The organism is Clostridium sp. AM34-11AC (assembly GCF_003435375.1).
Classification (GTDB): Bacteria; Bacillota; Clostridia; order Lachnospirales; family Lachnospiraceae; genus Pilosibacter; species Pilosibacter fragilis.
Window position 1 is genome coordinate 1 of record NZ_QWGL01000048.1, and the last position, 13093, is coordinate 13093.

General features: G+C 44.4%; 12 protein-coding genes. 1 reads left to right on the forward strand and 11 read right to left on the reverse strand.

All coding sequences use genetic code 11. The features are described from left to right. Positions 1 to 138 precede the first annotated feature (138 nt). The 8 genes from DW826_RS16510 to glmS form a co-directional block, all read right to left on the reverse strand. Positions 139 to 1059 (reverse strand): hypothetical protein, encoded by a 921-nt coding sequence (locus DW826_RS16510; protein ID WP_117553251.1) that lies wholly within the window; start codon positions 1057 to 1059, stop codon positions 139 to 141. Then, positions 1052 to 3034: an AAA family ATPase gene (locus DW826_RS16515; RefSeq protein ID WP_117553252.1), complete on the reverse strand. Its 1983-nt coding sequence runs from the start codon at positions 3032 to 3034 to the stop codon at positions 1052 to 1054. Before DW826_RS16515 ends, DW826_RS16510 begins: the two co-directional genes overlap by 8 nt. A gap of 407 nt (positions 3035 to 3441) precedes the next feature. Next, positions 3442 to 4086, reverse strand: a complete 645-nt coding sequence (locus DW826_RS18380; protein ID WP_181968103.1) for a hypothetical protein — start codon at positions 4084 to 4086, stop codon at positions 3442 to 3444. Between the two features lie 62 nt (positions 4087 to 4148). Beyond that, positions 4149 to 4367, reverse strand: coding sequence for a hypothetical protein (locus DW826_RS16525; RefSeq protein WP_117553253.1), 219 nt, complete (start codon positions 4365 to 4367; stop codon positions 4149 to 4151). Between the two features lie 66 nt (positions 4368 to 4433). Next, positions 4434 to 4631 carry a hypothetical protein gene (locus DW826_RS16530; RefSeq protein ID WP_117553254.1) on the reverse strand — a complete coding sequence of 66 codons (198 nt, stop codon included), beginning with the start codon at positions 4629 to 4631 and terminating at the stop codon, positions 4434 to 4436. Further along, positions 4624 to 4896, reverse strand: coding sequence for a hypothetical protein (locus DW826_RS16535; RefSeq protein ID WP_015552319.1), 273 nt, complete (start codon positions 4894 to 4896; stop codon positions 4624 to 4626). Before DW826_RS16535 ends, DW826_RS16530 begins: the two co-directional genes overlap by 8 nt. Positions 4897 to 5258: 362 nt before the next feature. Continuing rightward, positions 5259 to 6650: a chain-length determining protein gene (locus tag DW826_RS16540; protein WP_117553255.1), complete on the reverse strand. Its 1392-nt coding sequence runs from the start codon at positions 6648 to 6650 to the stop codon at positions 5259 to 5261. Positions 6651 to 6700: 50 nt separating this feature from the next. Continuing rightward, positions 6701 to 8539, reverse strand: a complete 1839-nt coding sequence (glmS, locus tag DW826_RS16545; RefSeq protein WP_117553256.1) for a glutamine--fructose-6-phosphate transaminase (isomerizing) — start codon at positions 8537 to 8539, stop codon at positions 6701 to 6703. Between the two features lie 281 nt (positions 8540 to 8820). Between glmS and DW826_RS16550 the strand changes: the two genes are divergently transcribed. Next, positions 8821 to 9624 (forward strand): tyrosine-type recombinase/integrase, encoded by an 804-nt coding sequence (locus DW826_RS16550; RefSeq protein WP_117553257.1) that lies wholly within the window; start codon positions 8821 to 8823, stop codon positions 9622 to 9624. A gap of 10 nt (positions 9625 to 9634) precedes the next feature. Here DW826_RS16550 and DW826_RS16555 read toward each other — a convergent pair whose 3' ends face one another. The 3 genes from DW826_RS16555 to DW826_RS18475 all read right to left on the reverse strand — a co-directional run bounded on the left by DW826_RS16555 (position 9635) and on the right by DW826_RS18475 (position 13035). Beyond that, a complete protein-coding gene (locus DW826_RS16555; protein WP_147327171.1) occupies positions 9635 to 10711 on the reverse strand; it encodes a hypothetical protein in 1077 nt (358 codons plus the stop codon). A gap of 363 nt (positions 10712 to 11074) precedes the next feature. Further along, entirely contained in the window at positions 11075 to 11956 is an 882-nt protein-coding gene (locus tag DW826_RS16560; RefSeq protein ID WP_117553259.1) for a hypothetical protein, read from the reverse strand. Positions 11957 to 12606: 650 nt separating this feature from the next. Further along, complete coding sequence (locus DW826_RS18475; RefSeq protein WP_207659897.1) at positions 12607 to 13035, reverse strand: hypothetical protein; 429 nt, start codon at positions 13033 to 13035, stop codon at positions 12607 to 12609. Positions 13036 to 13093: the final 58 nt, after the last annotated feature.

The following is a 13093-nucleotide window of genomic DNA, read 5'->3' on the forward strand; positions in this document are numbered from 1 at the left end:
TGTAATTATCTTTCACTGACAACTATCCTAACACACAGGGCTTTTCATTTATTATATATTTTATCCTTATTTTAAATTCTACCGAAGGACGTGCGTTGTACCGTTTACCCCTCAAACACGCAGCCGGGCATCCTCTTCTCACCCTCTACCTGCAATATCCCTCCTCAACTTTCTCAAAATCCCCTCTTCCGCCTCCTCATCCAGCGGCTCTCCATACAGCACCCTATACGCAAAATCCTTCGTTGGGAACATTCCCATTTTTACCATCTCTTCCACCTTTGCATCGTCATACTGCTGCCGCAAAAGAAGATATTTATGCGCTGTGGCTTTATGCCGCTCATAGCGTTCTTCCAGATGAAGCGCCTTCACATTCTTCTCCATTCCCGCCTTCGGATGAAAGTGGATCGTGCAGTCAGCAGCCGGGACCTTTTCCATGTTGACTCCCACAGGCAGATCCGGGTAGAGCCATGTACAGCCTTCGATTCCCTCTTCATAGGGATTCATTCCCAGGAGCTCTTCCCGCTTCATTCCATTGCAGTTCTGCCCGCTGGGAACAAGATTATAGAAGCACATTGCGAGCGCCGGATATTTTCCCTTCGGAAAGAAATGGTCGATCTCCAGTGTCCTCAGTTTTCCTCCATTTCCATTCTCAACAACATCCAGATACTCCTCGTCACAGTAGGGACAGATCGTGACACCAAGGTTCTCAATAAACGTGTACGCATTATATTTCGTTGACGCATCCACATATTTATCACTTCCGGCACTGAAATAATCGGAATACATTCTCTTAAACTCATTAAACTGCAGCAGCTCCGGCCTGCCGATCATCTGCTTCAAAGTCTTCACATCTGCCAGGATAAAATCAGAAAGCCAGCTCCAGTCATCCCTGGCACTCATGTCCTCAAAGGTCCCTGAAACAGTCATGACACGGCTGATATTTGCAAACAGGTCTCTCCTGTATCCCTCCGTCTTCCTTTTCACAAATGCTATAACTGCTTCAATATGAGCGGCCTTAGCTGCGGAAAGCCGCCCCTCTTTCTCGGGTATTTTAATCATGCTTTCTCACCTTCTCCATCTGAAGTTCAAATGCCCTGCGGATCATCCGGTCTCCGATGTGCGGGATCAACTGTTCCATCGACATCAAAAACGACTCATCAGCGTCACCATGATCCGCGTACATCTCCAGCCGCGAAAAAGCATTCTGCAGAAAGCTTCTGGAATACTCCCCGATGGTGTAATCAAGGAAAAATCCATCCGCCAGAATCGTGTGAATATTTGCACCAAAATATTCCTTATCTGACCCGTTCTTTACCAACGCATTTCCTGTCTCCCGGTCGATCGTCAGCCTGGTGATCTCTTCCGGCAGGACATCGGAAAGCATAAATGGCGAATGCGTGCTGAGTATGATCTGGATCGTAGAAGATCCCTGATATTTCTCAACAATTTTCAACATACGGGCGATAAACTGCCGTGCCAATTCCGGATGCATATACGCCTCCGGCTCGTCCATCAGTATGATCTTGTCCAGCCTTCTGTTAGCCCTGCCGGAAGACGAAAGCTTCAAATAGTCCTCCAGCCCACCAAGAACCTTGGCATACTGGTATTCCCCGGTGCTGAGTCTTGTAAACTCGTATGGAAGAAGACACTCTGTAAAAATACCTGCATCATCCGGACGATACTGCTCCATGCGTTCAAAGAGCTCATCAAACACTTCCCGATACTCCGGTCTCTCCATATCGACCACCGGTATGGAGCATGTGTCCACCGTGAAATACCGCTCATCCAGCTTCTCGAGAAAACCGACAATGTCCTTAATATCCCCCATGATCTGCCATAACAGCCCATGCGGATCCCCATCCCCGGCTCTGTCTATATACTCCGCCAGCCAGGTACATCTCCTGACAATGGACATTTTTTCTCCATCCGGCAGCACAGTCGGATCGATGCTCTCCCTGCGCGTTTTCCCTATATAATAGTCCATAAACTCCTGGTAAGCATCCAGGTCCTCCGCCGGCTCCTCTTCCGCATTAAAGTTCCGGATCTTCTCGACCCATTTCCGCAGATACTTCGTGTAATCCGTCCACAGATCATGAATGAACATCTGCTTGTTCGTCAGCGTTTTCTTCTTTTTCCTCTTCCGTACACGTTCCCTGGCCTCCGCATCATAAATTGCGCGTTTCTCATCCTGTAGTCTGTCATAAAACGTCCAGTATTCCTTCTCCACTGCCTTAGAAAGCTTTAACGGATACTGATCCGCAAAATTATGCGTCGACAGCACAAACGAAACCTGACGTTTCCCGCTCCCTGGTTCCAGACTCGTAAGATATTCCCGGATATAGCCGCAGATTTGCCAGAGCGATGTCCTCTGATAAGGGAAAGCCGCCCTGCCGATCCAGTCACTCCTGAAATCCGTAAAATCCTCCTTATCATCCGGATACGGCGGCCGTATAAACGCATGAACATCATAACAGTTCATGATCAGCGCCATGTCGCGGACCTTTAATTCCGAAAGATTTCTTTCGTATCCATACTCTTTTACCGCGCAAAATCTGACCGCTGTCTCGCCCGGATTCAACGCTTTTTCCAGCGCAAAACGAACCGTCCGCAGCGTCCCCGCACGCCTCGCATTCTCCCTGATCGGCTCCGGAATCGTCGAATCATCCCTCTCCACAGGCTTCGGAAACTGCATGATCTCCATGTCACATATCTCAAGGAAAAATTCCGTATCGCTGATACTATAAAGAAGAAAATACGAGTCATCCTCTCCTTCCCACTTCCTATGATACCGCACATCATGCTTCGCCCCGATCATCTGAAGCAGATTCGTCTTTCCAGACCCTGTTTTTCCAACAAGAATATGCAGGTTGTCAGGTTTCCTGTCTCCACGGATGACCGCAGACGCGGATGACTGACCGCGGTATTGGATCGACAGTTTGTTGTTTGAGAAATTGACACGCCAGCGGTGGTCGAAGATGACTTCCTGGGTTGTGTAGTTTTTGAATTTGTTTATGTAGGCGTAGATGAGGATCATGAGTTGGGCTCCTTTATTTGGGGGGATTAAGATTTATGATACAAGATATTTTGATTTAGTTGATATTTTGTCTGTATATTGTGTCTTATTTAAGTTATACACCTACATACGGGTTTGTCAACCTAATATTCTGGTATATATTGTGTTTTCATCTTTCTGTAATGACTCCATGGTAATATTATCTTCAGTTTCCAGTTCTTCCCATTAGATTTTTTCGCGCTTATATATTATTACTAAAACTTCCCACACCGATATGGTGTGTTGAACCTTGAAAATTCAATATTTCAGCCAATAAAAAAGGCATAAACCTGTTCCGTTTGGTATAATGGAATTGACTAGAAACCATCTTTACAAAGGAGATTTATGCCATGTCCAGTATACCACAAAACCATTCTGATGAAAAAGCCCTAATTGACTGCGTTCAGAGATTTTTTTCTAAACACCATGTCGGTAAACTTCTTGCCAGATGTAATGGCATGAAAGAAAAAGGTGTTTCGCCGGTTTCTCTGCTTAGTTACAAACTCAGTAACATTTTTGTCGGAAGAAGTATGTATATGCAGCAACAGACCGGCTCTTTTGAGGAAGCGTTTTCCAAGAACACGTTCTACCGTTTCCTTAATTCCGCAAAAACAAACTGGCTCCGTTTTACTTCTCTTCTTGCTGCAGATATCGTAAATCGCGACATCAAAGGTCTGACGAATGATAGCAGGAAAAATGTCTGAGCAGTCTTCCCTATCTCCACGTAAATGCATCAATAAGTCATTTCCTGTCAAACTCTTATATTTCTGATTTTCACAGTTACCACATTTTATCTGCTTTCCCTCGCGTTTTAGGCATAAACCATTTTTCCAATAGTTCCAACATTGTGTGTAATATCCTGTCTTTCCGGTTTTGGGATTCGGCTTTCCTGATCTCTTGCTATAGACATCAGTTCTGCCCTTGAAGAATGAATAGAAATAGTTGGCGTGTTTTGGTGTAATCGTCTCCAGGTATTCAATTCGTTTCTTAAGAACATCAATCTCAGTCCCTAACTTTTTTGTTTCATTGCCCATACCGCTGCTCATAGAATTATCTACACTTTCTTTTGAATGCACCCTTATGATTTTAACGCTTTTTACCAGTTAAACAAATAATCATCCAAATCTTCAAATGCTTCCTTTAGCTCTGAATCCTTTTCCTGTTCTATTACTTTTTCAAGAAAAATTGCATCTGAATCCGTTCCCACAGCACTTAAATCATATGACATTTCAACTAACTTTTGCAGCCTGCGGCTTTTTGCTGAATTATGTTCCATGCAATATCTTTCGATTAGAATTCTTGAGTATTCCTGCATGTTGGTCCGCCTTTCCACTTATTATATATTTTATCCTCTCCATATATAAACTAAGACTTTCCAGGTTTAAAATGGATAGTCTCTCGCGATCCGAACCTCAATATCATCCATGCTGGTCTCCAAAACCTTACCATCACTTGAAAACACTACGGCCCGATCAGGACGATTCAAATTCAAAACACGGAATCCCTCAGCGCAACGGGTAAACGCATAACCATTTACAATCATATCTGCCGCATCTGCAACCTGCTTCACATCAACCATTTGCCACCTCCACGCTTTTGATTGGATTTAAGAACTTATCGACATCGAAATACAAATTCTGGAGAATCGGAACTAAATCAATATATTCTTCTTCCGGTTTCTCGTTGTGCTTATACTTTGCCATAACAACAAGATATCCATTGTCCCACTCTTTCACTGCTGTATATCGTTCCAACGAATACGGAGCAATGAACCGGATCACATGGTTTCCGAACTGGAACACGGTATAGTTTTTCTCATTGCTAAGAGTTGCTACGCCACTCATGCCAATTCCTCCTTCAAAAGTTCCGAAACCATTTTATAGGTTCCATTTATTGTTTCCACTCTTTGATATCAACCATGGTATTGTCTTCCACATTCAGCATACGTCAATATCGCTGTGTAGTCAAGCTGAACCACTATACCATTATAATTCGTCAGAATCCCGTTCCATTACGTAAACGCTATGGAGCGTTTACAATTTAAATAACAAAAAGGAAGCCACCTCTCCGAACTCTCCACAACCATAGAAAATCCCAAGCGATCGCTCCCTTTTTCTCTCATTCAATATTCACCTATAAACTAAAACTACTACAACCTACAATCAACCTCTTGGTTCCAGTGTTCCCGTACGGACATTAGTGTTCTCTACTCCAACACCACACACCCCACAACGCTCTTCCCAAGATCCTTCACTCTCTCGATCTCCAGCTCCAGCGCACTATACTTAGACATACCGCACTGCTCAACAAACACAACTCCATCGCACTCCGGCAGCTTCTTAACGGTCTCAGCGTCCTCCAGCATGCAGTTTCCAGAGATCACGCGGATTCCACTAAGCTCTTTCTCCAGTGCCTCCACAGCCCCTCTGAGGACCTCAGGATCCACATCACCGGTAACAAGAATGGTCTTCATTCCATCCGCATAGTTCTTAATATTCGCCGCGATCAGACCATACTCCGTCTCAGCGTTCACGTTGCATGCGCGTCCCTCAAGACGATTCAGCCATGCGTCGATCGCTCCAGCTTTCTTTCCGCCCTTGGAAAGTCTTCCGAGAACTTTTACCTTATAGCGGGATCGGAGTTCCTTCGCAGAATACAGCTTATCACTCATCACAAACGCAACACAGATTCCAAACACAATAAGGAATCCACCAAGAATTCCACCGAGAATTCCATATTTAATCGCGCTCTTTAACGCCGCACGCTTGGAAGAATCGACTTCCTTCGGCTCCTCAAGTTCATCATATTCAGTCTGCTTTGTCTGTAAACTGTCATTCAGCGTTGTCAGCTTCTCGGTCTGCTGGCGCTGAAGTTCTGCAAGATCAAGGTTCACCAGCGCGCTGACACTCTCATTTACGATAGAAACTGTATGTTCCCCAATACTTGTGGCGATCCGGTCATGCATATCGTCTACATGTGCCAGAAACGCGCCAAGAACTTCCTCGGCATCTTCTTTTGTCGTATGCTTTACATCAATCGTAAGCATACGGTTTAACTGGCCATCCTGATTTGCCCCGATCGTCACTTCCACAAGTTCTTCCAGATATCTCGGCTCCGTCTTTACCTGCTTCGCAACATCCTCAAGAACTGCGCTGCTGGTTAAAAGAGACTGATATGCCTGAAGGATCGTATCTGTATTATCACGATTCTGATACTCCATTCCCGGCATGATCTGATATCCTGTGGAAACGAACAGATCCGCTCTCGCCTCGCATACATCGTACGGACTCATGTTGATCCAGATCGAATGATCCAGATATTCCTGCTGATTCGCAATATCTGTTCGGAGATTTTCCATCTCACGCTCATACGTGGACTTATTCTTCTCATAGAGCTCCAGATCATTCTGGTAAGTTACTCTCGCTTCCTTCGCCGTCTCCGGGTCATTCTGCTTCCTGTAAGTCATCGTGCCCTTCGCACCACCAAGCAGAACTGCCATAATAACAGCGACTGCAAGCACCGGTCTCCACTTATGAAGGACCGCAAACATCAGGTCCTTCAGGTCGATCTCTACAACTTCATTTGAATTGTTTTCCATGTTACTCTCCTTCATCTTTATTTCCCAACATGTAAAATCCCACGCAAAAATTATTCCACCGTCACACTCTTCGCCAGATTTCTCGGCTTATCCACATCAAGTCCCTTTGCGACAGATACATAATATCCCATAAGCTGCAGCGGGATCACCGCAAGACTCGCCGCAAACAGCGGATCCGTCTTCGGGATATAGATCACAAACTCCGCACAGTCCTCGATGCTGTAATTTCCATAGGTCGTGAGTGCCATCAGATACGCCCCGCGGCTCTTGCACTCGACCATGTTGCTGACAGTCTTCTCATAGAGATCCTGCTGCGTCAAAACTCCGATCACCAACGTTCCCGGCTCGATCAGGCTGATCGTTCCATGCTTCAGCTCCCCGGCCGCATAGGCCTCAGAGTGGATATAGCTGATCTCCTTCATCTTAAGACTGCCTTCCAGACTCACCGCATAGTCGATTCCGCGGCCGATAAAGAACATATTCTGTGCGTTCATCTGCTTCGCCGCGAACCACTGGATCCGCTCCTTGTCCTCGAGAAGCTTCTCGATCTTATCCGGGATCGTCTGAAGCTCCGCGATCAGCTCCGCTGCCCTGTCCTCATCGATCATTCCACGGACGCGAGCAAATTCAATGGATAAAATATAGGACGCGATCAGCTGTGTGCTGTACGCCTTCGTCGTCGCAACTGCGATCTCCGGTCCCGCAAGCGTGTAGAAAACATGGTCCGCTTCCCGGGCGATCGTGGATCCGACTACATTGACGATCGCTAACGTCTTAACCCCATGGGCCTTCGCCTCCCGGAGCGCCGCAAGACTATCCGCCGTCTCTCCAGACTGGCTTACGATGATCACAAGAGAATTCGGCGCAAACAGCATTCTCCGGTAACGGAACTCCGACGCAAGCTCCACGCGAACCGGGATCTGCGCCAGCTCCTCGATCACATACTGGGCCGCAACACCAACATGGTACGCGGAGCCACAGGCAACGATATAGATCTGCTGCAGCTTCTGGATCTCTTCCTCCGTGATTCCTACTCCGCCAAGATCGATCTTACCATCCCGGACAACCGAATTTACTGTATCACGGACCGCTTTCGGCTGCTCATGGATCTCCTTCATCATAAAATGCTCAAAGCCCGCTTTCTCCGCAGCTTCCGCATCCCACTGGATCTCCACCAGATCTTTCTCGATCTCATCGCCGTCCAGATTGTAGAACGTTACATTTCCCTTCTGCAGACGGCAGAGTTCCATATTTCCAATATAATAAACATTTCTTGTGTATTTTAAGATCGCCGGAACGTCCGACGCGACAAACGATTCGCCGTCCGCAACACCGATGATCATCGGGCTGTCCTTTCTCGCCGCATAGATCTCTTCCGGATAGTCCCTGAACATGATAGCCAGTGCGTAAGAACCGCGGATCCGCACCATTGCATGGTTAATCGCGTCCACCGGCGTATGCTCATACTTCTTATAGTAATAATCGATCAGCTTGATTGCAACCTCTGTATCCGTATCAGAATAGAAGTTATATCCCTTGTGCTGCAGCTTTTCCCGGAGTTCCTGATAATTCTCGATAATTCCATTATGGACACCAACTACATTCCGATCATCACTGCAATGCGGATGCGCGTTCAGCTCACTCGGTTCCCCGTGTGTCGCCCAGCGGGTATGCCCGATTCCGCATGTTCCGTGCATTGCGGTTCCATCATTCGTCTTTTCCGCAAGAACACGCAGGCGACCTTTCGCCTTCACAATCTCCACATCCTTCTCTCCGTCCCGGACCGCGATTCCCGCAGAGTCATATCCACGGTATTCCAGCTTTGCAAGTCCGTCAAGCAGTACCGGAGCTGCCTGTCTATGTCCTGTAAATCCAACGATTCCACACATATGTAAATTCCTTCGTCTTTCTCAAATCTCATATCCTGTCGAAAAGACAGTTGGTTTGATTATAACACAATCAAGAAAGCCATACAAGTATGATCCTGGCTGATACCGCCGTTTCCGGAGAATTCCCGGAGAATTGCCGCAAATTCTCCTGCCACCGCCTCCATTGTGATTTTTCTGGATCCTACTTATAATTTTTGTAATCCCAACGTAACTGTTCAGCATCTTTACAGTTACTTTTCAATTACAAATGATACCGCATCGCACGGTAGAACGGAGGTCCCATGGAACACTTATTTGAAACATATCTCACCCAGCGAAAGCTCTCCCCAAACACCATCAAGTCCTACAACTACAGCCGCAAACTCTTCTTTTCCCTCTATCCCCGGCTCACCCAGAGGAATCTGGAACAGTATAAGCTCTATCTTCTGGAGACCTACCGTCCCCAGACCGTCAGCCTGCGGATCCGTGGCATCAACTGCTACCTGGAATTCTGTGGGAAAGACCACTGGAAGCTGCCTTTTATCAAGAAACAGCAGAAACCATTTCTCGAAAATGTGATCAGCGAAGCCGACTACCTCTACCTCTTAAACTCCTTGAAACGCGATGGGTATCTCTACTGGTATTTCGTCGTCCACTTTCTCGCCTCCACCGGCGCCAGGATCCATGAATTCGTCCAGTTTAAAGTTGAACATGTCCGATGCGGCTACATCGATATCTACTCGAAAGGCGGCAAACTCCGCCGCATCTATATCCCAAAGCCTCTCCAGCAAGAAGCGCTGGACTGGATCAACACTGAGCAGCGGACCAGCGGCTTCCTCTTCACAAACCGCTACGGCGACCGGATCACCTGCCGTGGCATCGCGAGCCAGCTTAAGAAATTTGCGCTCCTCTACGGGATCGACCCCAACGTCGTCTATCCCCACTCCTTCCGCCACCGCTTCGCAAAAAGCTTTCTGGAACGCTTTAACGATCTCGCTCTCCTCGCCGATCTCCTTGGACATGAAAATATCGAGACCACAAGGATCTATCTGAGGAGAAGCAGTAGAGAACAGTGGGAAGTGATCGATCAGGTCGTAAACTGGTGATACGCGTCCATCACATGCCTTTCCGCACCGCTTCAAGAATCATCTCGCACAGATACAGCATCTCAGGACCTGCCTGAATATACTCCTGCAGGTCCTTTCCCTCCCCGTGGAAAGTCTTATTCCGAAGAGCGATCATTTTCTGCAGAAACGCCCGGTCCACCTCGATCTCATGGTCATGGATCTTTAATTTTTCAATTTTCATGTACTGCAGGATATTCTTAAGCTTGTCCGCCCGTCCGATATTCGCTGCCCTGGCAAGCGCTCCCGACACCTGGCCACAGAGCTGTTTCCGCTCCTTAGAACTAAAATCATCCCGCTTCGCCAGAAGCTCCTGAAGCATATCCCCGATCTCCTTCCGCGTTTCCTCCGGATAGAGTGGAATTGCCCCGTTATACTGTTCATAACGGTGTTCAATATATTCGATGATCGAGAATAGATGAAAGAACTTACTTTTCGCGTCTTCCTGCCCGAGAGCAATATAATACTCATTCATCAGAAACTCGTATGCCTCATTCTCCGGCATGGTCCAGTTCTTATAGTCGATTTTTCCTTCCCGGAATTTCAGGCAGCTCGTCATGTAACAACCTTCCGTCATATGATTCCACACATGAAACTCCCGTCCATTCCCCTGATTCTCCAGATATTCCAGATACGGCTCATACTCCTGCTTTTTCCACACCGCATGACTCCAGTCCGCCTCCACACGGGGCTGGTAATGGTGCCGGTTGCAGTTGTGATGGTTGATCTCCAACGTAAGGTTCTTACAGATCCGCTCAACCGTCCCCGACAGATATTCACAGGCTGCATCTTTTGTCTCTCCGAGGATATTTTCGATCGCCATCCTAAAATATGGTTCCGGCATGTGGTCCTTTTCGATGTTTTCCTTCCAGACGCTGCTGAGTTCGATCTTATAAGTGTCAGAGAAAGTCTTTGGTTCTCCGTTTTCTTCCTTTGTCTGAACTGTCTGATTGATTTTCCAAACAAATGGTTTTTCGAGTTCTACCCTGAATTCTGAATCTGGAGTCCGGTCGTATAGGGCCATGCGGTTGTAGGTTAGGTGTAGTTCTATATTGTACCTAAATAACATATCTATTCCCCCATTTCTGTCTGGATATAAATACTTTCTCGTCTAGGCTTTACGGTTTTGATCGAGAGAGCATAACTTCATAGTTATCTCAAAATTGACTGGCGGAGCAGGTTTCCTCTACTTCGTCAGTCATTAACAGACTGTCCGTTTAATATGGCCCTGCTTGTCCGGGGAATGCGGCCCTGCTGGTCGCTAAACTTGGCTATATGCACCTGTATCTGTGCAGCCCACTGACGCAGCCGAACCTGTTCCGCCACCAGGCTTGTTAAGGTAAGACTATTATTGCAGAAAATAGGGCAGAAATACAGGTACTCACTTTGAGGCGGTTACGTAACACCTAGCATAGCTGGGCGATTAGATTTTTCACTTATATACTTCAGGTTCCATATCTTTCCATTTAATAATTTTAATTGGAATTCCAAGGAAATAAGCCACTGCCATAAATTTATCGGCGAACTTGTTGTCATTCGTTATAAATATATCGCACATGGTTGCATTTATTGAATGCTGTATATCATAGGTTCCAGAATTTGAATGCTTATCCGAACCATCTCTCCTGAAACCACATTTTGTTAATACGAAGTATAGCTGTTCCATAACAAATTCAAGCTTTCCGTAATTATCTTGAATACTATGATAAATCGCAGGTTTTATTTCAACATCCGAACTAATTATCAGCCGTTTTATTTGTTCTTTTGCTGCACGTTCCCCATACAAATTATTAAAGGTTTCTATCAAAGAATTGTGAGGTTGAGATACCTCCATTTTAAGTTGGTTTGAAATAGTGGATAATAGATTTAATTCATTCTTTACTCTCGCCGTATCCCATACTATTTTATATTCTTCTTCTTTTTTATGAATTACTCCTTTAAACAAGTCTTTAGGATTATAAGCATTTTTATCCATTTGTTTTCGATTTAAAGAACGCTTCAGAATAATATTTGTTGTATCATAGCGTTCAATATCCTGATATGTCTGATCATAACTTTTAGGCACGTACTTGATTCCATTTATTGTTGGTTTAATAACCCCATTTGCGGACATGCTTCGAAGCGTCATTTCGAGAGAATCCGTAAGTCCCTTTTTCTCAATTGTTTCATTTTTTCGAGCCCTGTAAATTTCTTCCAAATGAGCAACACTGATAAAATATTCCCATCCTTCTTCTTTTTTTAACTGGAAATATGACCTTATGCAGTCATTTTTATCAATGTAATCCCATATTTGATAATCTAAGTATACTCTCATTATGATGCTCCTTTTATTAAGAATCTATTTGTTTTCGAGGTATTTCAGCAACTTATCTCTAATAAGATATAGGTATTTGTATAGAGCATATTTGGCAGTAAAATTCGCTGACGTTTTCTTATGAGTATTATTAGTGGAGCCTGCAAAAATACTATCCAGCCGGAAAACAGCTACAAGCATATTCATATGATTAAGTAGTAGGGATCTTGCAATATATCCTCCACTTCAATAAAATCTCCAATCTTTATTTTAGAAACTTATTAAACTTCTTGATTTCTCCCAATTCACGGTATCAAAAAATCGTGTTCCCATTGTTTCTAAAGTTGTATTGCAAATCAAGTCAATCAGTTGATTTTTATTAGGAGTAAAGTCCATATTATCTACTCAAAGACTTGTGGAAGAGCATTGAAAACAAGTCCTTTTATGTGCATAGAAAATTTTGATTTGCCGTAAATCATAAATTAAATCATTATATTTATTATAATCGCGATAGAATAAATTTTTTATAATAGGAATAATTGCGTAAAGTAAAGAAAAAATTATTATCGAAATAATAATTACATTTATAGCCATCATAATCATTGTATTTTGTGTAGCTGCATCACCAATTTTTTGTGCCACGTAAGCAATAACGGGGACAATTAGTGCACCTAGTATTTGAAGAGGCTTTTTAATTGTAGAAAAAAATCACAGTGTAATTGAGCTATCTGTGCTTCTGCAATTAGTAGATCAATGGTGTCTACATCGAAATAGTCGATACCATATTTCTGCAAAATTTCAAGAGTTATATTGATTCTTTCCACAGAATAAGGAACATAGTGTTTTTGAAGCATATGCTCCAGATTCCCTTTTTTTGAGTCAATAAATATAAAAATACTTAGAAATAGTAGCGCTAATATTAGTAAAATTATGGATAGAGTAGATTGATTAAAAAACAGCAATAACATTTCGGATAATGCCACCACAAAAATAAGAATGATAGCGATTTTCCGATATAATGGTAATTGAGTAAAAGGAATACTATTTTTTATTCCTTTAAGACCGATTTTGTATGAAATAAAAAAGTCACAAAAGCGCATTGATGTATCTTCCTTTCAAGTTATCAACCACCACTTCAAGTCAACATCATAAACTTAA